Genomic DNA, 22,768 nt, shown 5'->3' with positions numbered 1-22,768 from the left:
CCCCCGCTCCCCCTCCGCTTCCCCTCACCCCCTCCGACGCCACACACGGCGGCGCTACGGTCGCCGGCCCCGGAACAGCACATGCACCCAAACGACTCAAGCGGAACAACACGTGCACCCAAACGACTCAAGCGGGGCGACACCCGCACCCGAACGACACGAGCGGGGCGACACCCGCACCCGATCAAGGGTGACCAGGGGCGGTGAGCGTGCACGATCCGCGATCGCGCACTCGCGCAGCCGCCATAGCGGCGCCAGAACGACTCACCCGGCGATCGCGGATTCCCACCCGCCCCAGCCGCCCCAGCCGCCCATGATCGTGAGCACGGACCACGCGTGACGCAACGGGGGCAAGGGGCGCAGCCCCAGGCGCGCACCCATCCCGCAAGCGCAAGAATTCGCAACGCGGGGTTTCAGGGGGCTCGGCCCCCTGAGCAGACATGACGAGGGACCCCGGTTCGCGCTTTCCGCGAACACAGGGTCCCGTCACTCGTGGGCGATACTGGGATCGAACCAGTGACCTCTTCCGTGTCAAGGAAGCGCGCTCCCGCTGCGCCAATCGCCCTGGTACCTGCTTCATGCAAAGCAGTCTTGCGAGGTGGAGACGGGATTTGAACCCGTGTACACGGCTTTGCAGGCCGTTGCCTCGCCTCTCGGCCACTCCACCGAGGTGGCCCCGGCTCAACCAACGTTCAAGGCCGCTCCGAGCGGACGACGGGATTCGAACCCGCGACCCTCACCTTGGCAAGGTGATGCGCTACCACTGCGCCACGTCCGCGTGCCGTCCGGCTTCCCCGGCGACGGACAAAACCATAGCTGGTCACCGGGCCGACCGCCAAACCGGGGTGGTCCGGCGTGTCGTGACCTGGGTGAACGCGGCCCGTCCACAGGGCGGAATATATGGCGAGCGCCGGGCGGCCGCCGCGGGTTGGATGGGTGCATGGAATTCCGGCAGATCAGCGCCGACGAGCGCCCCGAGGTCATGTACCCGTTGCAGGCGTACGCGTTCGAGGCCTCCCCCAGCCCCGAGGAGGCGCTGGAGCGCTACCGGAGCCGGATGCGCTATTTCACGAGCGGCGTCGGGCTGGTCGCGGAGGAGGGCGGGGCGGCGCTGGCCTGCGCCTCCGCGCTGCCGATGCGACAGAACGTGCGCGGCGAGGTGCGGGACATGGCCGGTGTGGCGTCGGTCGCCTCGCACCCGTCGGCGCGGCGCCGCGGGCTGGTCCGGGAGCTGCTGACCCGTCTGCTGCGGCAGATGCGCGACCAGGGCTGCCCGGTGAGCGCGCTCTACCCGTTCCGGCCGGGCTTCTACGCCCGCTTCGGCTACGTGGGCATCCCCCGTGTCCGGAAGGCGCGCTTCACCCCCGAAGGGCTCGCCGAGCTGCTGCGGCGAGACCTTCCCGGTTCGGTCACCCGATCGCCGATGCGAGAGGCGTTCCCGGCGTACGAGGCCCTGACTCACCGTCTCCTCCGGGAGAGGCACGGGTTCGCCGTCTTCGACGAGGTGCGCGGCGCCGAGTTCCGCGAGGACCCGTTCTGGCTCGCGGTCGCCCGCTCCGGCGACGAGGTGGTCGGCGCGGTGCGCTACCGCATCACGGAGTTCGGCGGCGAGCTGCTCGCGTCGAACCTCTTCGCCACCGGCCCGCTGGGACGCGCCCTGCTTCTGCGATATCTGGCCCGCCACGTCGACCAGGTCTCCCACGTCGAGGTCTTCCTCGGTGCCGACGAGATCCCCGACCTCTGGGCCACCGAGATGGAGGTGACCACCACGGGCCGGCTCGCCTCGCCGGGCAGCAACGCCCCGATGGTCCGCGTGCTCGACCTGCCCGCGCTGGCCGGCACCCCGGTCGGCGCCGGCGGCCTCACGGTCGAGGTCGCGGACGACGAGCTGATCGGGGGCGTCTGGCGGCTCGGCGCGGACGACGGACGGCTGACCGTGCAGCGGGGCGGCGGCACGCCCGCGGCCACGCTGACGGCCGCCGGGTTGAGCGCCCTGGTCTACGGCGTACTGGACCCGGTCGAGGTCGTCCTGCGCGGCCTGGGCACACTCGGCGCACCCGCCGTCGAGGCCCTCGGCACGCTCTTCCCGCGCCGGATCCCGTACATGTTCGCGGAATTCTAGGAGACCGCGACCGGCAATCCCGCCGAGGTGAAGGCCCGCCCGTCCTCCGTCACCACGGCGGACTCGTAGCCCTCGCCGGTCAGCCCGGCCAGCCAGGCCAGGCCCGGCTCGCCCATGGCCAGGGCCGCGGTGGCGTACGCGTCGGCCACGGCCAGGTCCGGGCCGACCACCGTGACCGAGCGGAGCCCGGTAGCGGGTTCACCGGTGCGCGGGTTCCAGACGTGGGCGCCACGCTCGTAGGTGCCGGAGGTCGCCACCGCGCCGTCGGTCAGCGCGAGCACCCAGGCCAGCTTGTCGGCCTCCCACGGATGCCGTACGCCGACCCGCCACCGGCCGCCGGACGGGCCGGTACCGCGCATCCGGATGTCGCCGCCCGCGCCGATGTAGTGCCGCGACGAGCCCGCCGCGGCCAGCCGGGACGACGCCTCCTCGACCGACCAGCCCTTCACGTAGCCGGACGGGTCGAGGGCGCCACCGGCGTACGCGTCGAAGTAGCCGTCGGTGGTCCGCCAGAGGTCGGCGCAGCGCTCCAGGACCAGCCGCAGGTCGGGCGAGCACTCCTCGGCCCGGACCGCGCCGGCCCGCAGGCGGCTGACCTCGCTGTCGTCCCTGTACGTGCTGAACCGGGCGTCCACCTCGTGCAGCCACGCGCAGGTCGACTCGATCATCTCCCGGAGGACCGTGTCGGGCAGCGGATCGACGATCTCGATGCTGACGACGGTTCCCATGACCTGTTCGACGTGGCGCACGAGGTGGAACCCTACGCTCCCGCCTTGTCCAGCGCGGCCTGCAGCGAGGTGACGTACGACTGGCTGGTGAAGGTGGCCCCGGAGACCGCGTCCACGTCGGCGCTCTGCTTGCTCAGCGTCTCCTGCGCCAGCGTCTTGACCGCGTTCGGGTTGATCGTGGCGCTGTACCCGCTCTTCGGGTACGTCGCGTCGGCCGCGCTGATCTTGCCGCCGCTGACCTTGATCGTCACCTGGACCGTGCCGTACGGGTTCTGCACGGCCTTGCCCTTGTAGGTGCCGTTGGCCAGGCCGGTGTCGTCGGCCGCGGCCTCGTCGTCCCCGGCGTCCTCGGCGTCGGCATCCTCGGCGTCGGCGTCCTCGGCGGACGACGAGGAGGAGTCCTCGGGTTCCGCCGGTTCGGTGGTCTCGTCGGCCACCGGCTCGTCGACCACCTCCTGGGCGGCCGGTGCGGCGTCGGGTGCCGCCACAGGCTGCACGCTCAGGCGGACCCCCAGGATCAGGGCCGCACCGGTGAGGGTGCCGACGGCTGCTGCGGTGCTACGGCGCATGGCGGGATCTCCCAGGTCGTAGGTGTTTCGAGGAACAAGGGAACGGAACGGTCAGAACTCGAACGGGTCGAGGTGGAGCTGGCTGTCCGGCACCTCGAGCTGCTTGAGGGTGCCGACCGCGGCCTCCACCAGCCCGGGCGGGCCGCAGAGGTAGACGTCCCGGCGGTTCACGTCGGGCACCAGCCCGCGCAGGCCGGCCGGGGTGAAGAGCCGCCGCGGGCCCGGGTCGGTCCGCGACCCGACGATGTAGCGCACCCAGGCGTCCCGCTCCTCGGCCAGCTCCTCCAGCTCGGCGCGGAAGACCAGCTCGTCCGGGCGGCTGGCCCGGTAGATCACGATGGTGTCGGCCGGCATGTCCTCGAGCAGCGCCCGGACCGGCGCGATACCGCTGCCACCGGCGATCAGCAGGGCCCGGCGGCGGGTCCGGCGCTGCGCGGTGAAGGTGCCGAACGGGCCCTCCGCCCAGACCGGCGTGCCCGGCCGGAGCTCGCCCAGCTTGGCGGTGTGGCCGCCGGCGACCGTGACGGTCAGCCGCAGCCACTCCCGGTTCGGGGCGGCGGAGAGCGAGAACGGGTGCGACTGCCACCAGCCGTTGCCGTTCAGGAACCGCCACCGCATGAACTGGCCGGCCTGCGCGGGGAGCTTGTCCAGGCGCTTCGCGGCGATGTAGATCGAGAACGTGTTGGCGCCCTCGCCGACCACCTCGGCGACGGTGAACCGGTGCCGGGCGTTCAGCCAGACCGGCTCGACGATCCGGCCCCAGACCAGCGCGGCCAGGGTGAGCGCGCCGAGGCCGGGCCAGAAGTACGAGGCGAACGTCCCGCTCAGGTCGGCACCGGTGGCGATCTGGTGGCCGTACCCGAGGAGCAGGACCAGGTAGCCGGTCACGTGGATGAGCTGCCAGAGCTCGTACGGCAGCACGTTGCGCAGGAACCGGATCGAGGTGAGCGAGAGCAGCACCAGCAGCCCGGTGGCCACGGTCGCGCTGATCATCTCGGGGAACGTGGTGATCACGGTCCAGCCCTGCTCGACCACGCCGGTCTGCGCCAGCAGCGCGTAGCCGTACACGATGGTGACGATGTGGGTGAGCACCGAGATCAGCAGCGTGGTGCCGAGCCAGCGGTGCCAGCGCAGCAGGTCCCGCGAGCCGACCCACTCCTCCAGCCAGGACACCCGGCTCATCATCAGCAGCTGGATGAAGAGCAGGTAGCCGCCGATCAGCCCGGTGATCCGGCCGACCGCGAGCATGGCGGTGGGTGTGTCGTTGACCGCACCGGCCTGGGTGTCGAAGAGCCAGAGCGCGACGCTGGTGGCCAGTCCGGAGAAGAAGAGGAGGACGGTGAGCAGCCGGTTGCCGGAGGTCGCCTCGGCGGGCGGCCGGTCGTCCGGTACCGGTACGCCGGTGCCGACCTTCCAGCCGGTCGGCGAGGTGCTCGACTCGACGACGATGTCGCCACGGCGGTACGGGTCGGCGGGTGCTGCCTGCGGGCCGGGCTCGCTCTGCGGCCATTCCGGCATCGAGTCCCACGAGGGCCGGGGCGCGGCCTGCGACGGCGTGTCCCACGAGGGCCGGGCCTGCGACCGCGACGGGCGGTCCTCGTAGTCGCGCTCCCGCTCCCGCTCGCGGTACTCCCCGTCGCGGTCCTGCTCCCGCGAGGAGCGCTCCTCGGAGCGCGAGCGCCGGGCCTCGGACCGCGACGGCGCGTCCCAGGAAGGGCGCTCCTCGGACCGCGACGGCGTGTCCCACGAGGGGCGGTCCTCGGATCGCGACGGGGAGTCCCACGACGGACGTGCCTGCCGGGCCTCGGACCGCGACGGCGCATCCCAGGAAGGGCGCTCCTCGGACCGCGACGGCGTGTCCCACGAGGGGCGGTCCTCGGAACGGGACGGGGAGTCCCAGGAGGGGCGGGTGTCCGGGGCCGCGCGCAGCCCGGCGAAGTATCCGTCGTCGTCGTCCGGCAGCTCTCGCTGGTCTTGGAAGGCCGGAATGGCCATCGTCCTCACCTGCTCAGCAGTCGTCTGGCGCCCGCCACCCCTGCGGCCGACGTGTCGGCCCGGTGGGAGCCGTCAGGAATGCGTACGCACACCGCCGTCGTTCGGCTCAACCTCGGGGCAGAAAATTCGCACCGGAGATCGCGGGATAGGTTCAGCGGGTGCGTTCGGAGAACCCCGCGGTGGTCACGGTCGTCGGCATCGGCGCCGGCGGTTGGCCCGGCCTTTCCGGTACGGGCCGGGAGGCGCTCGCCCGTGCTGAGGTGATCTTCGGTGGCGCACGCCAGCTGGACCTGCTCCCCGGCGACGTCACGGCTCGCCGGAGGCCGTGGCCGGCACCGCTGCTGCCCGCGCTCCCCGGGCTGCTCGAGTCCGAGGCCGGGCACCGCGTCGCCGTCCTGGCCAGCGGCGATCCGATGTTCCACGGCATCGGCGCGACCCTCGCCCGGGTCGCCGGGCCGGACCGGATCCGGGTGATCCCGCACCCCTCGTCGGTCTCCCTCGCGGCCGCCCGGCTCGGCTGGGACCTGGCCCGTACCGACGTGGTCAGCCTCGTCACGGCACCGGTCGCGACCCTCGGCCGGGCGATCAATCCCGGACGCCGGATCCTGGTGCTCGCCCGGGGCGCGGACACCCCCGCCGAGGTCGCCACGCTGCTCGCCGCGCGGGGCTACCCGGAGACGCAGATCACCGTGCTGGAGCAGTTGGGCGGGGCGGGCGAACGGATCGTCACGGGCACCGCCGGCGACTGGGCGATGCCGGCCGGCGACCCGCTCAACGTGATCGCGGTCGAGTGCGGCGAGGGCCCGGCGATCCCGCTGGTCGCCGGGCTGCCCGACGAGGCGTACGAGACGGACGGGCAACTCACCAAGCGCGAGGTGCGGGCGGTGACCCTGGCCGCGCTCGCCCCCGTCCCGGGCGCCCTGCTCTGGGACGTCGGCGCCGGCTCGGGCAGCATCGGCGTCGAGTGGATGCGCGCCCACCCGGCCTGCCGCGCGATCGCGATCGAGTCCTCGGCCGAGCGGGTCGCCACGATCACCGCGAACGCGGCCAGGCTCGGCGTCCCCGGGCTGCGGGTGGTGCACGGCCGGGCGCCGGGCGCGCTGGACGGTCTGCCGGAACCGGACACGATCTTCATCGGCGGCGGGCTGACCCGGGACGGCGTGCTGGACCGCTGCCTCACCGCGCTGCGCCCGGGTGGCCGGCTGGTCGCCAACGCGGTGACCGTCGAGTCCGAGGCCGTGGTCGCCGGGGCGTACGCGAAGCTCGGCGGTGAGCTGACCCGGCTCACCGTGCAACGCGGATCGCCGGTCGGTGGCTTCACCGGCTGGCGGTCGTTCATGCCGGTGACGATCTGGACGGTGTCCCGATGACCGTACATTTCATCGGCGCCGGTCCCGGCGCCGCCGACCTCATCACGCTGCGCGGCCACCGCCTGCTGGCGTCCTCCCCGGTCTGCCTGTACGCGGGCAGCCTGGTCCCGCCCGAGCTGCTGGAGGCCTGCCCCGCGGGCGCCCGTCTGGTGGACACCGCGAACCTCACGCTCGACGAGATCGTCGCCGAGATGACCGCCGCCCACGCGGCCGGGCAGGACGTGGCCCGGCTGCACTCCGGCGACCCGTCGGTGTTCAGCGCGGTCGCCGAGCAGATGCGCCGCCTCGACGCCGCCGGGGTGCCGTACGCGGTCGTCCCCGGTGTGCCCGCGTTCGCCGCGGCCGCCGCCGCCCTGGGCCGGGAGCTGACCGTGCCCGCGGTGGCCCAGACGGTGATCCTGACCCGGACCGCGGAGCGCGCCACCGCGATGCCGCCCGGCGAGGACCTGGCCACGCTGGGCCGGAGCCGGGCCACCATGGTGCTGCACCTGGCCGTGCAGCGGATCGGCGCGGTCGTCGCCGAGCTGGTCGGCGAGTACGGCGCGGACTGCCCGGTCGCGGTGGTGGCCCGGGCCAGCCGCCCGGACGAGCTGATCGTCCGCGGCACGCTCGCCGACATCGCGGCCAAGGTCGAGGAGGCCGGGATCAGGCGGACCGCGGTGATCGTGGTGGGTGCCGCGCTGACCGCCGGGCAGTTCCCGGACAGCCACCTCTACTCGGCGGACCGCTGCCGGTCATGAGGGTCCTGATCCTCGGGGGCACCACCGAGGCCCGGGAACTCGCCGCGCTGATCGCCGGCGAGCACCACGTGATCACCTCGCTGGCCGGGCGGACCACGTCGCCGCGGAGGCCCGCGGGCGAGGTGCGGATCGGCGGGTTCGGCGGCGTGGACGGGCTGACGGCGTACCTGCGGGACGCCGCGATCGACGTCCTCGTGGACGCGACCCACCCGTTCGCCGCCACCATGACCCGGCACGCCCACCAGGCATGTCAGGCCTCGGGCGTACCCGGAATGATCCTGCGGAGGCCTGGCTGGAGCGCCTCGCCGGGCGACGAGTGGCACCGCGTCGCGGATCTCGAGGCCGCCGCCGGTCTGCTGCCCCGCGTCGGGCGACGGGTGTTCCTGACGACCGGGCGGCAGGGCATCGCGGCCTTCGCGGGACGCGACGAGTGCTGGTTCCTGGCCCGCTCGGTGGAGCCGCCGGAACCGCCGATGCCGCGCCGGACCGAGGTGCTGCTGGAGCGGGGCCCGTTCACCGTCGCGGGCGAACGGGCGCTGATCGCCGCACACCGGATCGACGTGCTGGTCACCAAGGACAGCGGCGGCACGGACGCCAAACTGGTGGCGGCCCGGGAGGCGGGCGTACCCGTGATCATGGTGGATCGCCCGCCGCTGCCGGCCGCACCCACCGTGCCCACCGCGGAGGCCGCCGCGACCTGGCTCAGACGGCTACCGGATCGCTGAGCACCACACGGCTCTTGCCCGCCGCCTTCGCCGCGTACATCGCCACGTCGGCGCGGTGCATCAGCTCGGTGACCGTGACGCCCGGGGAGGCGAGCGCCACCCCGATGCTCGCGCCGGGCCGGATCGTCGCCGACCGCAGCCGCACCGGCTCGGCCAGTTCGGCGCAGAGCCGGGCGGCGATCTCCGGGGCGCCCTCCGGCGAGAAGAGCAGCACCGCGAACTCGTCGCCGCCGAACCGGGCCGCGAGCCCGTGCGGACCCGCCGCCGCGGCCAGCCGGGTCGCCACGTGCACCAGCAGGTCGTCGCCGGTGGCGTGCCCGTGGTCGTCGTTGACCTGCTTGAACCCGTCCAGGTCGACGTTGAGCAGGGCGACCGGCCGGTCCAGCGCGAGCGCCTCGTCGACCGCCCGGAGGAACTTCGCCCGGGTGGGCAGGCCGGTCAGGTGGTCGTGGTGCGCGCTGTACTCCAGCTCGGCCCGCGCCCGCAGGCTCTGCTCCCCGAGGATCACCTGGTAGGAGACGCTGCGGAAGGCGTCCAGCACCTCGGCCGGGACCGCACGCCGCCCGCCGACCACCATGTAGAGCCCGGCGGTCTCCGGGTCCTCCCCGAGCGGGTCCACGTGCCAGTCGGTGAACCCCGGCATCATCCGGGACAGTTCACCCGGCTGCGGCGCGGGCCCCGCGGCCAGCACCCGGCCGCGGCGCTCCACCGGGTACGCCAGCGTGAGCCCCTCCCGCGCCCGGTAGACGATCATCAGCACCACACCCGGGTGCAGCCGGAGCAGGGCCTCGCCGGCCTCCTCCCCGATCCGCCGGATCTCGGCCGCGTCGGTCGCGGCGAGCAGCAGCCGCCCGGCCTGCGCGACCGTGGCGTCCCGCGCCGCGGCCCGCTCCTGCCGCCGCAACCCGACGTAGAACGCCCTGGTCAACGCGCTCATCAGGAGGATCTGCGGCACCAGTCCGAGCACCGACGGGGAGTGCCAGGGCATCTCCTGCTCCAGCATCCGGGGCGAGATCGCCAGCGCGACCGGCACCGAGGCCATCGCGGTGAGCGCCCGGATCAGCCAGACCCGGGTCGACCCGTAGAGCGAGCAGAGCACGACCGGGAAGATCGCGAGCGACATGCCCGCGAGCGGATCCTTGAGGCCCGAGGCGCCGAGCACGCTGAGCACCGGTATCAGCGGCAGCGTCCAGAGGTAGGCGCGTTTACGCAGATAGACGACGACACAGACGATCACCAGGACGGCGATCGCCACCATCGACATCCGCTGGTACGCCACCGACCGCAACACATTGCCGACCTGCGGGATCTGCATGGTCATCGCGACCGACCCGATGCCGACGGCCGCCAGCCTCGCCCGCTCCACGTTGCCCGCCGGCAGCCTCAGCCAGTTCTTCCGCACCGCGCGACAATCGGCCCGCCACCCCACCCCTTAAGCCTTTACCCCACCCCACCTCCTCCGGTACGCCCCGAGGCGGGTCAGAGGGTTCCGGGGTCGAGCGGCAGGCGCACGGTGCGAGACCGGAACAGCGGGCGATCGCGTCGTTGACCACGGGCGAGTCCCCGTCGTCCGGCATGGTGCGGCCGGTGAGCGGGCACCGCCGGCGGTGGGCGCGGAAATCCGACAGTTCGTGGGGGACGGAACGGTGCGACGCTCGGGGGTATGCCGGTCCGCTCGCTGCCCGCCGAGCTGAGCGCCGTGCGTGCCCTGGTGGCCGACGGGCTGGCCGAGATCGTGGGTACGGCCGGTGACCTCGACCAGTTCTGGATCCGCACGGCGTGCTCCCGCCTGGCCGAGGCCGACGCCGCGCTCGCCGGGGCCGCCGCGGCGCCGTCCGGGCCCGCGCCGGCCCTGATCACCACGCTCGTGTCGTTCGTGGCGGTGGCGGGTGGCGCGGCGATCGCCCGGGCGGCCGGATGGAGCACCGCGGGCACCCTGGTCACGGCCGGGGCGCTGCTGAGCGCCGCGCTCTGGGTGACCGTCGCGCTGCGCCGCCGGCGGCCGCCGGTCGCGTTCACCATGCCGGCGACCGCCCCCGGGACCACGACCGGCTCCGGGCTGGTCGCGGTCCCGGAGGCGCTGCTGCGGGCCCGGGTACGCCTGGTCTCGGCGGCCCTGCGCCGGGTGGGGTCGCGGGAGTGGACCACGCCGGCGCTGCGCCGCGCGATCGCCGACGACCCGGTGGTGGCCCGGCTGGCCGATGCCGACATGCTGCTCTGCCAGGCCGTCGACTGTCTGGAGCGCTACCTCGACGACCTCGCGAAGGGCTGGCCGTGACCGTTCCCGATCACCCCTGCCACCGGAGCGGGCCCGGCCTGCCGAGTGACCGAGCGGTCCGAGGGGGTGTGAGCCGTGAGGCGGGATGATCCGTTCACCGGTGGGGTCGTGCCGCGGTTGCGGCGGATCGAGCGGGCCCTGGCCGGGGCCGCGACGGACGCGCAGTGCCGGGACTGGGCCGCGGACCGGCCGGACCGGGTCGGCTTCGCCCGGCTGGGCCAGGCCCGCGGCGAGATCCACTCGGCGGCACGCCGCTACCGGGCCGACGGGCCGTCTCCCGATCTTCCCGCTCTCCTCGCCGGTGGATCCGCCGCGCTGCTGGTCGCGGCGCCGGTGGTGCTCCTGCTCGACGACCCGGGCCGCCCGCCGGTGCTCGGCGGGGTGGCGGTCGCCGCGCTCTGGGCCGCGATCGGGGCCCGCACCGCCCTGCGCGCCCGGCGCCGGCGGCGGGCGCGGGCCGCGTCGCCGGGTCCCGCGCCGATCGACGACCCGTTCCTCTACACCGGCCTGCGCCGCCGGATCGAGGCGTGCGCGGTGGCGGCCCGCTCCGATCGTTCCTACCGCCGCCGCGCCGCCGCCACCGACCTGGAGTACGCCCTCGACTGGCTCGCCGCCGCCGAGGAGGAACTGCCCCGCTGACCGCGACGGACGGACGCCGAAAGGCCGGGGCGGGCGTGTGAGCCCGGCCCCGGCCCGTCAGCGCCGTCGGTGCCGTAAACCGCTGATCGCTGGCCGAACCGGCCGATCAGTCGCGGCCACCGATCGGCTGCGGCCGCTGATCATTCCCCGTTACTGATCAGTCCCGGCCGCCGGTCAGGATGGAGATCGGCTTCGGGGTGGCGACCGGCGGCAGCTGCTTGCCGGTGACCGCCGCCGCGGTGGCCTTCGCGGCGAGCTCCTCGCCCGTCTCGATCGGCTCGGTGAACGGCTGGTGGTCGGCCGTGCAGACGGTGCCCTTCGCCGGCAGCTTCCCGCTCAGCAGGTACCGGTCGATCGCGTTCGTCGCGCAGACGCCGGTCCCGTACGCGGTGTGCCCCCAGTTGTCGCTGGTCAGCAGCCGCGAGTTGGGCAGCTGCTTGCTCACCGCGACCGACGCGTCGTAGTTGGTCGCCGGGTCCCAGTAGTTGCCGATGATCAGAACCGGGCTGACCGTCCGCTTGTTGAACGGACCCTTGTACGCGTCCTCGTCCCGCACGGTCCAGGTGCTCCGCGCGCACTGGGCGTCGATCCAGCCCCAGGCCCGCCCGAAGTACGGTGCCTTGGTGTCCCGGGTGGCCGTGGCGCCCGGCCAGCTCGACGCGTTCTTCGGGTGCGTACCGTCGGTGCAGATGACCGCGCTGGTCGCCTCGAAACCGTTGTCGTACGGGAAGTCGTACCCGATCCGGCGGGCCGTCTGGATCCGGTCACTGACCGCCACCTTGGCCGCGGCCGCCGCCGACCCGCCGTTGATCAGTGCACTGACCTCGGCCGCGATCGACATGGTGTCCTCGCCCGCGTAGGTGCCGTAGAGCGAGCCGAGGATCGCCCCGACGAAGTCCGCGTACGTGATCGTGTAGGTCCCGAACTCGTCGGTGATCACCAGCGGCTTGGCCTTGAGGCTGTCCGCGATCGCCGCGAAGTTCTTCTCCGGGTTCCCGGCCGCGAACGGGCAGTACGTCTCGCCGGCCGCGTCACAGCGCTTGAAGATCTCCTTCAGCGCCCGGTACGCCCCGTCGGCCGAGTGCAGTCGCGCGTCCAGGATCTGGTCGCCCGCCTTGCCGTTGCCGGCCCAGGCCCGCGGGTCGAGGTTGCCGTCGATGGCGAGCGCCCGGAACCGGTCCGGGAACATGTTCGCGTACGTCTCGCCGAGCTCCGTACCGTAGCTGAAGCCCAGGTAGGTGAGCTTCTTGTCGCCCACCGCGCGCCGGACCACGTCCATGTCGCGGGCCACCTCGGCGGTCGACATGGCGCCGGCGAGCGACTTGCCCGTGGTCGAGCACGCCTTGCCGAGCTGCTGGGCGCCCTTGATGTAGGTCTGCTCCTGGCTCTTGCCGTACGGGAAGGCCACGCTCATCTTGTCGAAGACGGCGGTCTGATCCTTCACGGACTTGAAGCACTTCACGTTGGCGCTGGCCCCGATCCCCCGCGGGTCGACGCCGACGATGTCGAAGCGCTGCAGCACCGAGTCGCTCAGGAAGTACGGCGCGAAGAGGGCGAACGAGGTGGCCGAGCCGCCCGGCCCGCCCGGGTTCAGGAACAGGCTGCCGATCTTGTGCTTCTGGTCCTTGGCCTTGACCCGCAGAACCGCGATCTCGGTCTTCGCGCCCTTCGGCTTGTCGTAGTCGAGCGGCAGCTTCACCGTGGCGCACTCGGCGATGTCGTAGCACTTGTACCAGCCGAGCTTCGGTGTTGGGACCGAGTCGACCCGCTTGCGTTCGGCCTTGCTCGTGACCGCGGCCGTCGCGTACGCCTGTGCGGCGGACGGGACGGCGATGCTCGCGGCCACGGCGACGGCGGCGATGCCGGCGGCCAGCAGGCGTGATCGTGAGAGGTGCATGCGGTGCCCCTTTCTCGAGGAGGACCGCATCGTAGAAAGCTGATGCACAGGAAACACCTAGGTGATCTCCTGAATCGAGGGCCGCCACCTTAGACCGTCGTCGAGTCAGCCTGGCGGGGCGGGTCTCCCCTCGTGCACATACTCGCTTTCCGGATGTTTCGCCTCTCGCACCCCTGGGGTGACGACCCGCCGTTCCCATTTGGCACAGTGGACAGATGCTGACCGACGTGGACCTGCCCGCGCCCGGACTGCTCTGGACGCGCTGGGCGACACTGAGTGCCGCATTGACCGGCATCGGGAACACCGGACTCTGGTCGATCGACGACCACGGCGCCCATCTGGGCGGCCCGGACTCTCCCGGCAGCTGGGCCCGCTTCGCGCTGCTCGACGGCCGCCGTGCCGTGCTCTTCGGCCTGCACGCCGGGCAGCACGCGACCACCGACGCCGATCCACCGATCGACCTGCTCACCGGCGCCCCCGACTGGTTGCCCTGGGCGGAGCTCGGCCCGCTCGCCGAACGGGACCGGCTCGGCTTCGTGATCTGGCACGAGAACGGCCGCTGGTCCCGCGTCCGCTACCACCGCCCCCTGGCGGACGGCATGACCGGCCTGCTCACCTCGCTGCTGACCGAGGAGAACACGCTCTCCGCGCTGATGGCCGTCCTCACCGGCGCGGGCGGTCTCGACCTGCGCGAGGAGGTGCGGCGCGAGCGGGTGCACGCGGCCTGCGCCACGTTGCTTCATTCCGGCGTACGCGGGGAGGTCGCCGCCCGCCACTTCGAGGACCTGCTCACCGGCACCCCGTCCCCCGAGCCGCACCCGAACGCCGAGCCGCGCCCGGACACCGGGGCGCCGCCGGACAACGGGGCGCCGCCGGACAACGGGGCGCCGCCGGACAACCGGATGCAGTCGGACACCGGGACGCCATCGGACACCGGGGCGCGCCCGGACATCGCGGCGGCCGTCGCCGTCGCCGTCCGGGCCGGGATCGCCCCCGGCACCCGCCCGCCCCGGATCGCCCCCGGCAAGCGCCCGCCGATGCGCCGCGTCCGCCGGCTCAGCCAGGGCGAGCACGACCGTCTCGTCTGGGCCGCCATGCACGACGCCACCGAGCTGCCCCGCCCCACCCCACCCGCCACCGACGAGCTGGACACCCTGGTCGGCTGGCTGGAGGACCGCTCACCCACGGGCGACGGCCGCTGCTCCCTGCTCGCCTACGCCGACGCCACCAGCCTCGGCTCCCAGCCCGGCGACCACCCGCCCGGCGACCACCCCGGCGAGGAGCGGTACGCGTCCTTCCGCCACCTCACCGAGCTGGTCCGCGCCCTGCGCCACGCCGAGTCCGACCCGCGTTACGGCCGCTGGCTCTTCCTCCGCGTCGAGACCGGCCCCTCCGGCGTCCAGGTCGAACGCCGCTACGACTCCTGGCCCGCGTGGTGGCACGACGACGGCGTCTCCGGCCCGTGGCGTACCAACCTGCAGGAGGAGATGGCCGCCCGTGGCCCGTCCTGGCGGCCGCCCTGGACGTCCCTACTGGACCCGGAGGTCGCCTACCGCCCGGCCGCCACGTCCTGAGCGCGCGTCAGCGGGCCTTGCCGGCACGCAGCAGATCGAGCGACTTGGCCAGTCGGCGGTCGCGGGTCTCGGCGGTCTTCGCCGACGTGAGCTGGTCGGCGTGCCAGCGCCGGTTGCTGACGCTCATCCCGTCCCAGAACGCCTTCACCGGCGGCTCGGCGGCCAGCGCCGCGGCCAGGTCCGCCGGTACCTCGACGGTGCGCGGCGCGTCGTCCAGCTCGATCGTCAGGTCGTAGGTCTCGCCGCCCGAGAGGCCGCCCGCCGCCCGGCGGTCCGCGCTCACCCCGAGCCAGTAGGACCCGCCCATCTTCGCGATCGAGGACCGGAACTCGAAGTCCCCGGCCCGCACCACGACCTTGGGCCGCCCGCCCCCGCCGAGCCCCGCGACGAGGTCGTCCGGAATCTCGAACCCGGTGGTGTTACCCCCGGTCTTCTGCAACTCCCCGCGATACTCCATGCCGCGACGATAGGCCAACCGGCAGAACGATTCAGGCCGTCACGATCGTTCGGGAGGGTGGTTCCGTCCCGGCCGGGACTCGCCGTGGGGAGCCCGGCTGCCTCGGCGCTGTCGAGCAGTCGCCGGTCGTAGGTGACGAAGGCCAGCAGTGGCGAGCCGGACTCGTTCGACCCCGGACGCAGACGGTATGCCGAAGAGGCGGGGGACGGCCCCTGTCATCCACAGGGGGACGTCCTCCACAGGGCGGGTCATCTCTCGAAGTCGGCGCGGGTGAGGAAGGTCAGGCGGGCGGTCTTGTGGCCCAGGTCGATCTCCTCCCCCAGTGTGAATCCGTGGCGCTGGAGACGGGCGATCATGCGCTCGTTCCGGATGTCCGGCTCGGCGACCACCCGCCGGTGGGCCGGGTCGGCGAAGAGGAAGCGGAGCAGCACCGGGAAGACCGCGGTCGTCACGTGCGGGAGCTGCCGGTCGCCCGCGTCCAGCAGCAGGTGCATGCCGAAGTCGCCGGGGAGCACGGGGTAGAGCTCGCCGACCGGGTCGTGCGCGGGCTCGTACGTCTGGAAGACCCCGATCGGCGCGTCGTCGATCAGCAGCAGGTACGCATGGTGCGTGGTCAGGCCGTCGACGAAGCCGTAGACCTCCTCGACCTGGTCGACCGTGTGCTCGGTCATCCCCCAGAACCGGTTCCGCTCCTTGATCACCCAGCAGTGCACGATCGGGGCGTGCGCGGCCGGGTCCAGGCGGATCATGGTCAGCTCGCCGAGTCCGGCCAGCTTCTCCGAGACGACGGTCATCGGTACTCCTCGTACGGGGTGAGCCGGTCCCAGTCGGTGACCAGCGGGATCAGGTCGCCCGACTGCCAGAGCGGCAGCTGGTCCAGGAAGTGTGGCGAGTCCGGGGCGTCCGCGGCGCCGAACGGGACGACCCACCGGCTGCGCTGCCGGTCGTGCAGGTCCCAGACGTACCGGGCGACCGGGCCGCGCCAGCAGAGGTCGCTGAGACCGGGCACGCTCGCGGTGTTGAGCACGCAGTCGGACGAGCCGGCAAGCCGGGTCGGCGGGATCTCCGCGTCCAGCCCGGGCAGCAGGATCGGGTGGAGCAGGTGCCGGTCGCCCCAGGGCGGGGCGTCCACCGGGGTGGCGAGGTCCTCCGTATCGAGGCCCAGCCCGGCCAGGATGCCGTCCATGGCCAGGCCGATCCGGGCCCGCGGGTCGGTCCAGGGCCCGAAGACCGGGTCGTAGCCGTGCGGCTCGAAGAGCGGCTTCAGGTCCGGGTGCCGGTGCAGGGCGACGGCCACCGCGGTACGCCACGCCTGCCGCCGCCCGGCCTCGGCCGAGTCGGCGGGGTACGCGGTGTCCATGTGGATGCTCTCCGGCGCGGCCCCCGCGTCCAGCAGCGAACGGATCCGCCGCGCGCGGCCGGGCGGTGCGAAGTCCGCCCCGTACGGCTCGGTGTCCGGGCGGCGGTCGTTGGCGTTGACCGCGTCGGTCACCTCGGACCGGTGCATGACGGCCCAGCCGGGCTGCCAGGCGTACGCCGGATCCCAGGCCGGGACCGGGAGCAGGCGGTTGCGCTCGTGGCGCAGCGGCACCCGGCCCGCGGTGAGCTGCAGGACCCGGCCGCCGGTGTCGGTGACGAGCACGCTGTTGACCGGTTCCACCCAGAGCGCGAACGCCGCCGCCACGTCGTCCGCGGTCCGTGCCCGGAGCAGCGGCAGCAGAGCGCCGAACCCCAGGTCGGACGTGACCCGGGCCGGGGTGCGCAACGCCAGGTCCCCGTCGATGACCGGGCCGCGCGGCGTCTCCAGGATCTCCACCTCGACCGGCTCGCCGTCGCGTACCTCGATAAGCTCCTGGAGAGTGCGGGCCGGCTCCCAGCCGGACGCACCACGGACCTCGGCCCCCGCCCCGGTCCGGCGCACCTCTTCGCGGTAGAGATCCTGATAGTCGGCCATCGCGTTGGTGATCGCCCAGGCCACGGTGCCGGTGTGCCCGAAGTGCTGCACGCCCGGGACTCCGGGGAAGGTCAGCCCGGCCACGTCGAACTCGTCGCAGGCGAGCCGGACCTGCTGGTAGACGCCGGGCAGTTCGAGGACGCGGTGCGGGTCGCCGGCGATCTCGAACGGGACGGCCCACGCGTTGCTGCCCGAGCCCGCCGGTCCCTCGATCGCGAACCAGGGCAGCGCCCGCTCGCCCATCGTCCGCGCGACGTGCGCCCGCCACATCTTGTTGGGGAAGGTGCCGAAGAGGATGTGCTGCACCTGGAAGACGCCGAGCGACGACCACGGGTGCCACGGCACGCCGCCGGCCGTCACGCCCTCGGCGTAGGCGGTCAGGAACTCCCGGGTCTCGTCGGAGAGCGTGGCGAAGCAGCGCCGGGCGGTGTCGTCGAGCCGGGCCCGGCGGGCGAAGCGGTCCCAGCTCACCTCCTCGGCGCCGCGCACCGAGGCGAGCCGGCCCTCGGAGCGCAGCCGTTCCACGGTGATCTGGCGACCGCGATCGGACGCGGTCACCCGCCCCTGCAGGTAGGCCAGGTCGAGGACCGAGCCGGCCCGCAGGTGCGGGATCCCGTAGTCGTCGCGGTAGACCCTCACCCGAAGACCGCGATCGGATTCTCCAGCTCGCCCGCGAAGATCAGCGAGCTGGCCTGGTCGGTGAGGTCGACCATCTGCAGCGTGTTGCGCAGTTGCAGCCGGTTGAGGCAGGAGTGCGCGAAGGTCGGCCGGAGCAGGTCGAGCCGGCCGGCCAGGTCCGGGTGGTCCTTGGCGTGCTCGCGGACGCAGTCGCCGGCGAGTGCCCAGAACTCGCGCTCCGGCAGCACCCCGTCGACGGCGAGGATCCCGGCCAGGTGGCGCAGGAAGCCGTCGAAGACGTCCGTGAAGATCGCCAGTTCCTTGAGCTCGTCGGTGACGTCGACCCGGATCCGCTCCACCTCGGGCGGCAGCGGCTGGTCGTTCATCACCGCGACCTCCTCGCCGATGTCCTTCATGAACACCCGGCGCGGCACGTGGTTCTCGAGGACCAGGATCAGGTTCTCGCCGTGCGGCATGAAGGCCAGGTCGTGCCGGAGGATGCAGTGCACCACCGGGCGCAGGTAGGCCCGGAAGTAGGACGCCACCCACTCCGCGGCGCTCACCCCGGACTCCCGGATCAGGGCGGTGACCAGGGCGTTCCCGTCCCGGTCGCGGTGCAGCAGGCTGGCCATGGTGGCCAGCCGCTCGCCGGCGGCGAGCTGCGGCACGGGACTCTCGCGCCAGAGGGCGGCGAGCATCTTCGTGTACGCGCTGGGCACCCCGATCCGGTGGTAGGCGTCCCCGGTGTACCCCGCCGAGGCCAGCTCGCGGAGCACGCCGAAGCCGCACGCCCGCAGCTCCTCGTCGCCCGCCACCAGCCTCGCGACCCACTCGTTGATCGGCGGCGTGGCCTGCATGTACTTCGGCGAGAGCCCGCGCAGGAAGCCCATGTTCTGCACCGCGATCGCGGTCTTCACGTAGTGCCGGTCCGGCCGGTCCACGTTGAAGAACGTCCGGATCGACTGCTGGGCGCGGTACCGGTCGGTGCTCTCGTCGAGCGGCACGATCGCCCGGCTCGCCACGTCCGCGGCGAAGGTCACGGTGACCTTGTGCTCCCACTGCCACGGGTGGACCGGCAGGTAGCGGTACTCCTCCGGGTCCAGGCCGCGTCCTCGGAGCTGCTGCTCGAAGTGCGCGAGGCCCCCGGGACCGAGCTCGTCCTCGTAGTGGTCGCGTTCGTCACCGTCGTACACGAAAATGCTCTTGGTCTTGAGAACCGCGACCCAGCGCAGGCGGACCGGCTGCCCGGCCTCCGGGGCGAAGGCCTCGTGGTCCCGCAGACCGAAACCGATCCGGCCGTTGTTGGCCACGAAGCCGGGGTGGCCCTCGGTCATCGCGGCCTCGATGGTCGGGAAGTCGGCGTGCACCAGCTCGTCGGCGGTCTCCCGGCGGTGGGTGAGCTTCCAGGCGGTGCCGGCCAGCGTCGCGGAGATCTCCTCCAGGTACGTCCCGAGCAGCTTCTCCGGGATGCCGAGCGTCTCCCGCAGACCGGCGATGACGTCGAGCGCGTCGAGCGGGCCCTCGATCGAGTCGGCGTCGACCACCCAGTGCTCCAGCGCGAACCGCCGCGCGGTGAAGGTGTGGTCGCCGAACCGGTAGCGGTCCTCGCCCAGCGACACCGGTGCGATCAGGCGCTCGTGACTGAATTCGGCGATCGCCTTGGCGATCAGGCGCCGGTGGGCGTACGCGATCGTCTCCGGCCGCAGGTGCGGGACACTCATCTCGTACGCCGCCCGGGTGCAGAAGCTGAGCCGTCCCGTCTTGCCGTGCAGCGGGACGTCCTTCACCACCACGAAGCCGACCTCGGCGTTCTTCCGGGCGATCGCCTCGTTGGTGACGTCCGGCTCGACCACCACCCGGTCGACCCGGGAGTCGGCGAAGCAGAAGTCCATCACCGCGCGCATCACCGCCGAGGTGAGCCCGGAGCGCTTCCGGGTCGGCGGCGCGACCAGCACGTGCATGCCGATGTCGCCGGGCCGGACGTCGTAGTGCGGGGCGAGCTCGCTGTGCGCGGGATCGTACGTCTCGGCGAGGAAGAGCGGCGTGCCGTCGTCGTCCAGCCCGATCCACGCGTGGTGGTGCGGGTTGTCGACGATGCCCTGGTACTCCGCGCGGACCTGCTCGACGGTGGCGCCCTGCAGCATCCAGTAGACCGAGCGCGGGTGGGTGACCCAGCCGTGCAGCATCGCCAGGTCGCGATCGAGGTCGAGGGGTATCAGCCTCATGAGGTCACCAGCTGTCGGGGGAGGTCGGCGGTGGGAGCGCCGAACTGTTGGAAGGCGATCGACTCCTCGATCTGGTAGATCTCCCGGCCGGTGATGCCCTTGAGGATCACCGAGTTCCGGTATGCGCCCATGCCCAGGTCGGGATCGGTCACGCTGTGCGTGTGCTCGGCGGCGTTCTGCACGAAGATCTCGTCGCCGTTCCGGTCCACGCTGTAGCCCACGGTCACGTCGAAGCGGCCGCGGGCGTCCCAGTTGATCCGGTCGCGGACCGGGTCCAGGAAGGACGGCAGGCGCGGGGCGTACCCGGTGGCGAGCAGCAGGCCCCGGGTGCTCGCGGTGAACGAGCGATCCTGTTCCTCGTGGTGCAGCGCGAGCGTGTACCGCTGCTCGGCCTCGTCCCAGATCACGCCGGTCAGCGCGGTGCCGGTCAGCAGGGTGGTGTTCACCGGGCCGGTCAGGCTCTTGGCGTAGAGCGTGTCGTAGATGGTGTCGACCAGGTCACCGCTGATCCCCTTGTAGAGGTTGCGCTGCTCGCGGCCGAGCCGGTCGCGGGTCTGGATCGGCAGCGCCTGGTGGTACCGGATGTACTCCGGCGAGGTCATCTCCAGGGTCAGCTTGGTGTACTCCATCGGGAAGTACCGCGGCGACCGGGTGATCCAGCTCAGGTGGTAGCCGTACGTCTCGATCTCGCTCAGCAGGTCGAGGTAGATCTCGGCGGCGCTCTGCCCGCTGCCGACGATCGTGATGGAGTCCAGCTGCTGGAGCTCCGCCTTGTTCGGCAGGTAGTCGGCGCTGTGCACGTACGGCCCCTGGTCGACGGCGGCCGGGACGCGGGGCGCGGTGCCGATGCCGAGCACCAGCTTGCGGGCCCGGAACGTCTCCCCGGTCGCGGCGTGCACCAGGTACGCCTCACCGTCGTGGGTGACCGTGTCGACCCGGGTGTCCCAGCGGATCGTGGAGACCGACGTCGCCACCCACTTGCAGTACTCGTTGTACTCGGCGCGCAGCGGGTAGAAGCTCTCCCGGATGTAGAACGGGTAGAGCCGCCCGACCTGCTTGAGGTAGTTGAGGAAGGAGAACCGCGAGGTCGGATCGGCCATGGTGACCAGATCCGCCATGAACGGCACCTGGATGGTGACACCGTCGAGCATCAGCCCCGGGTGCCAGTCGAATGCGGACCGCGCCTCCAGGAAGATCCCGTCGATGTCCGGCAGGTCCTCGGTGAGCGCGGCCAGCCCCAGGTTGAACGGGCCGGCGCCGATCGCCACGAAGTCGTAGGTGTGCATCAGACCATCACCGCCGGAGTCTCCTCGCGCTCGCCCAGCATCTCCCGGCCGATGCCGCGGATCAGGCCCAGGACGTCGCGCACGTTGCCCATCGTCGTGTTCGGGTTCAGCAGGGTGAACTTCAGCCAGTAGTGGCCGCCGATCACGGTGCCGGCGACGATCGCCTGACCGCCGTAGAAGAGCCGCTGCCGCAGCCGGGGCATCAGCTCGTCGCACTCCTCGACGCCGAGCCCGTCCGGCCGGAACCGGAAGAGCACGGTGCTCAGCGTCGGCACGGCGAGGGTCTCGAAGTCCGGGTCCGCCTCGATCTGCTGGTACGACTCGGCCGCCCGGTCGATCACCGTGTCGAACATGTCGCCGATCTGGTCGGAGCCCATCGTCCGCAGGGTCATCCAGAGCTTCAGCGCGTCGAAGCGGCGGGTGGTCTGCAGGCTCTTGTCGACCTGGTTGGGCACGGTCGCGGTCTTCGGGTTGAGGTAGTCGGCGTGCACCGCGATCCGGCGCAGCGTCTCGCCCCGGCGGACCACGATCGCGCTGGAGCTCACCGGCTGGAAGAAGCTCTTGTGGAAGTCGACGGTGACCGAGTCGGCCCGCTCGATGCCGTCCAGCAGGTGCCGGCGGCGGGTGGAGACCAGCAGGCCACAGCCGTACGCGGCGTCGACGTGCAGCCAGAGGCCCTGGTCGGCGCAGATCCCCGCGATCGCGTCAACCGGGTCGATCCGCCCGAGGTCGGTGGTGCCGGCGGTGGCGACCACCGCCATCGGTATGCCGCCCGCCGCGCGGACCGCGGCGATCGCCGCGGCCAGGGCACCGGTGTCCATCGCGCCGGTGGCGTCGGTGGGCACCCCGACGACCGCGTCCGCGGACATGCCGAGGATGCCGGCCGACTTGCCGACGCTGAAGTGGCTCTGGGTGGTGGCGAAGACCCGCAGCCGCGGGATCGCGGTCGCCCGCTCCTCGGCCAGCCCGGCCAGGATCTCCTCCCGGGCCAGCAGCAGGCCCTGGAGGTTGGACTGGGTGCCACCGCTGGTGAAGACGCCGTCGGCACCGGGACCGAAGCCGATCCGGCCGGCGGTCCAGTCGATCAGGCGGCGCTCGATCAGGGTGCCGGTCGCGCTCTGGTCCCAGGTGTCGACCGAGGAGTTGACCGCGGAGATCAGCACCTCGGCGGTGAGCGCCGGGATGGCGACCGGGCAGTTGAGGTGGGCGACGTACGTCGGTTCGTGGAACCAGACGGCGTTGTCCAGGTAGAGCCGGGCGACCTCGTGCAGTGCCGCCCCGGTGTCGCCGAGCGGGCGGTCCAGGTCGACGGCGTCGACCTGCTCCTGCAGCTCGGTGACGGTGGCGCCGGAGTACGGCTGCCGCACTGCTTTGACCCGGTCGGCGAGCAGCGCCGACGCGTGCCACACACCGGACGTGTAGCCGTCGAGTGTGGCCCCGGAGAACAGATGCGGGGAAACGGACCCCTCCAACGCAGCCTCCTAAGGTTAACCTTACCTAACTTGAGGGGAGGCTAACCGGCCGGACATCGGAAGGAAACTTAAGCGCGGCACCACGGGGGTTCCGGGCGCGGTCCTCTGCGGCCTCCGGA

The 22,768-nt window shown here is 72.6% G+C and carries 18 protein-coding genes and 3 tRNA genes; 7 read left to right on the top strand and 14 right to left on the bottom strand.

All coding sequences use genetic code 11. The annotated features are described in order from the left end of the window. Positions 1–493: 493 nt before the first annotated feature. The 3 genes from AB0M08_RS02985 to AB0M08_RS02975 form a co-directional block, all read right to left on the bottom strand. A tRNA-Val gene (locus AB0M08_RS02985) sits at positions 494–565 on the bottom strand. A 31-nt stretch (positions 566–596) separates the two neighbouring features. Next, positions 597–667, bottom strand: a tRNA-Cys gene (locus AB0M08_RS02980). A 39-nt stretch (positions 668–706) separates the two neighbouring features. Beyond that, positions 707–778: transfer RNA gene (locus AB0M08_RS02975), tRNA-Gly, on the bottom strand. A 162-nt stretch (positions 779–940) separates the two neighbouring features. Between AB0M08_RS02975 and AB0M08_RS02970 the strand changes: the two genes are divergently transcribed. Next, a complete protein-coding gene (locus tag AB0M08_RS02970; protein ID WP_364487421.1) occupies positions 941–2,122 on the top strand; it encodes a GNAT family N-acetyltransferase in 1,182 nt (393 codons plus the stop codon). Here AB0M08_RS02970 and AB0M08_RS02965 read toward each other — a convergent pair. The 3 genes from AB0M08_RS02965 to AB0M08_RS02955 are packed head-to-tail and all read right to left on the bottom strand — an operon-like array spanning position 2,119 to position 5,414. Further along, positions 2,119–2,850: an FAD:protein FMN transferase gene (locus AB0M08_RS02965; RefSeq protein WP_364488014.1), complete on the bottom strand. Its 732-nt coding sequence runs from the start codon at positions 2,848–2,850 to the stop codon at positions 2,119–2,121. The two genes, AB0M08_RS02970 and AB0M08_RS02965, sit on opposite strands and share 4 nt — an antisense overlap. 32 nt (positions 2,851–2,882) lie before the next feature. Next, on the bottom strand, positions 2,883–3,419 hold the full coding sequence (locus AB0M08_RS02960) for an FMN-binding protein (RefSeq protein ID WP_364487418.1): 537 nt from the start codon (positions 3,417–3,419) through the stop codon (positions 2,883–2,885). A gap of 51 nt (positions 3,420–3,470) precedes the next feature. Further along, positions 3,471–5,414 (bottom strand): ferric reductase-like transmembrane domain-containing protein, encoded by a 1,944-nt coding sequence (locus tag AB0M08_RS02955; protein ID WP_364487415.1) that lies wholly within the window; start codon positions 5,412–5,414, stop codon positions 3,471–3,473. A 158-nt stretch (positions 5,415–5,572) separates the two neighbouring features. Here AB0M08_RS02955 and cbiE point away from each other — a divergent pair, with 158 nt between their 5' ends. Genes cbiE through AB0M08_RS02940 form a run of 3 tightly spaced genes read left to right on the top strand, consistent with a single transcriptional unit; the run spans position 5,573 to position 8,249 of the window. Then, complete coding sequence (gene cbiE, locus AB0M08_RS02950) at positions 5,573–6,784, top strand: precorrin-6y C5,15-methyltransferase (decarboxylating) subunit CbiE (RefSeq protein WP_364487412.1); 1,212 nt, start codon at positions 5,573–5,575, stop codon at positions 6,782–6,784. Continuing rightward, the gene (cobM, locus tag AB0M08_RS02945; RefSeq protein WP_364487409.1) at positions 6,781–7,524 is read left to right on the top strand and encodes a precorrin-4 C(11)-methyltransferase; all 744 of its coding nucleotides are present in this window, start codon (positions 6,781–6,783) and stop codon (positions 7,522–7,524) included. The genes cbiE and cobM overlap by 4 nt, the downstream gene beginning before the upstream one ends. Beyond that, entirely contained in the window at positions 7,521–8,249 is a 729-nt protein-coding gene (locus AB0M08_RS02940; protein WP_364487407.1) for a cobalt-precorrin-6A reductase, read from the top strand. Before cobM ends, AB0M08_RS02940 begins: the two co-directional genes overlap by 4 nt. On the opposite strand, the gene AB0M08_RS02935 is transcribed toward AB0M08_RS02940, so the two are convergent. Further along, the gene (locus tag AB0M08_RS02935; protein ID WP_364487404.1) at positions 8,227–9,651 is read right to left on the bottom strand and encodes a GGDEF domain-containing protein; all 1,425 of its coding nucleotides are present in this window, start codon (positions 9,649–9,651) and stop codon (positions 8,227–8,229) included. The two genes, AB0M08_RS02940 and AB0M08_RS02935, sit on opposite strands and share 23 nt — an antisense overlap. A 261-nt stretch (positions 9,652–9,912) precedes the next feature. Here AB0M08_RS02935 and AB0M08_RS02930 point away from each other — a divergent pair, with 261 nt between their 5' ends. Together AB0M08_RS02930 and AB0M08_RS02925 are read left to right on the top strand one after the other, a co-directional pair. Next, positions 9,913–10,527 (top strand): hypothetical protein, encoded by a 615-nt coding sequence (locus AB0M08_RS02930; RefSeq protein WP_364487402.1) that lies wholly within the window; start codon positions 9,913–9,915, stop codon positions 10,525–10,527. A 75-nt stretch (positions 10,528–10,602) separates the two neighbouring features. Beyond that, positions 10,603–11,166, top strand: a complete 564-nt coding sequence (locus AB0M08_RS02925; protein WP_364487399.1) for a hypothetical protein — start codon at positions 10,603–10,605, stop codon at positions 11,164–11,166. A gap of 157 nt (positions 11,167–11,323) precedes the next feature. On the opposite strand, the gene AB0M08_RS02920 is transcribed toward AB0M08_RS02925, so the two are convergent. Continuing rightward, on the bottom strand, positions 11,324–13,063 hold the full coding sequence (locus AB0M08_RS02920; RefSeq protein ID WP_364487396.1) for an alpha/beta hydrolase: 1,740 nt from the start codon (positions 13,061–13,063) through the stop codon (positions 11,324–11,326). A 215-nt stretch (positions 13,064–13,278) separates the two neighbouring features. Between AB0M08_RS02920 and AB0M08_RS02915 the strand changes: the two genes are divergently transcribed. Further along, positions 13,279–14,637, top strand: a complete 1,359-nt coding sequence (locus AB0M08_RS02915) for a hypothetical protein (protein ID WP_364487393.1) — start codon at positions 13,279–13,281, stop codon at positions 14,635–14,637. Positions 14,638–14,644: 7 nt separating this feature from the next. On the opposite strand, the gene AB0M08_RS02910 is transcribed toward AB0M08_RS02915, so the two are convergent. From AB0M08_RS02910 to AB0M08_RS02885, 6 genes are all read right to left on the bottom strand, one after another. Next, on the bottom strand, positions 14,645–15,094 hold the full coding sequence (locus tag AB0M08_RS02910; RefSeq protein WP_364487390.1) for a YdeI/OmpD-associated family protein: 450 nt from the start codon (positions 15,092–15,094) through the stop codon (positions 14,645–14,647). A 248-nt stretch (positions 15,095–15,342) separates the two neighbouring features. After that, entirely contained in the window at positions 15,343–15,888 is a 546-nt protein-coding gene (locus AB0M08_RS02905; RefSeq protein ID WP_364487387.1) for a GNAT family N-acetyltransferase, read from the bottom strand. After that, the gene (locus AB0M08_RS02900; protein ID WP_364487384.1) at positions 15,885–17,687 is read right to left on the bottom strand and encodes a penicillin acylase family protein; all 1,803 of its coding nucleotides are present in this window, start codon (positions 17,685–17,687) and stop codon (positions 15,885–15,887) included. Before AB0M08_RS02900 ends, AB0M08_RS02905 begins: the two co-directional genes overlap by 4 nt. Next, a complete protein-coding gene (locus tag AB0M08_RS02895) occupies positions 17,684–19,891 on the bottom strand; it encodes a GNAT family N-acetyltransferase (RefSeq protein WP_364487381.1) in 2,208 nt (735 codons plus the stop codon). The genes AB0M08_RS02900 and AB0M08_RS02895 overlap by 4 nt, the downstream gene beginning before the upstream one ends. Next, positions 19,888–21,177, bottom strand: a complete 1,290-nt coding sequence (locus AB0M08_RS02890; protein WP_364487378.1) for a SidA/IucD/PvdA family monooxygenase — start codon at positions 21,175–21,177, stop codon at positions 19,888–19,890. The genes AB0M08_RS02895 and AB0M08_RS02890 overlap by 4 nt, the downstream gene beginning before the upstream one ends. Then, positions 21,177–22,649, bottom strand: coding sequence for an aspartate aminotransferase family protein (locus tag AB0M08_RS02885; RefSeq protein ID WP_364487375.1), 1,473 nt, complete (start codon positions 22,647–22,649; stop codon positions 21,177–21,179). The genes AB0M08_RS02890 and AB0M08_RS02885 overlap by 1 nt, the downstream gene beginning before the upstream one ends. Between the last annotated feature and the right edge of the window lie 119 nt (positions 22,650–22,768).

This window comes from Actinoplanes sp. NPDC051851 (assembly GCF_040681165.1).
In the GTDB taxonomy this organism is placed as follows: domain Bacteria; phylum Actinomycetota; class Actinomycetes; order Mycobacteriales; family Micromonosporaceae; genus Actinoplanes.
The sequence above is the reverse complement of the archived record's forward strand: the minus strand, read 5'-3'. Positions and strand labels throughout refer to the sequence as shown.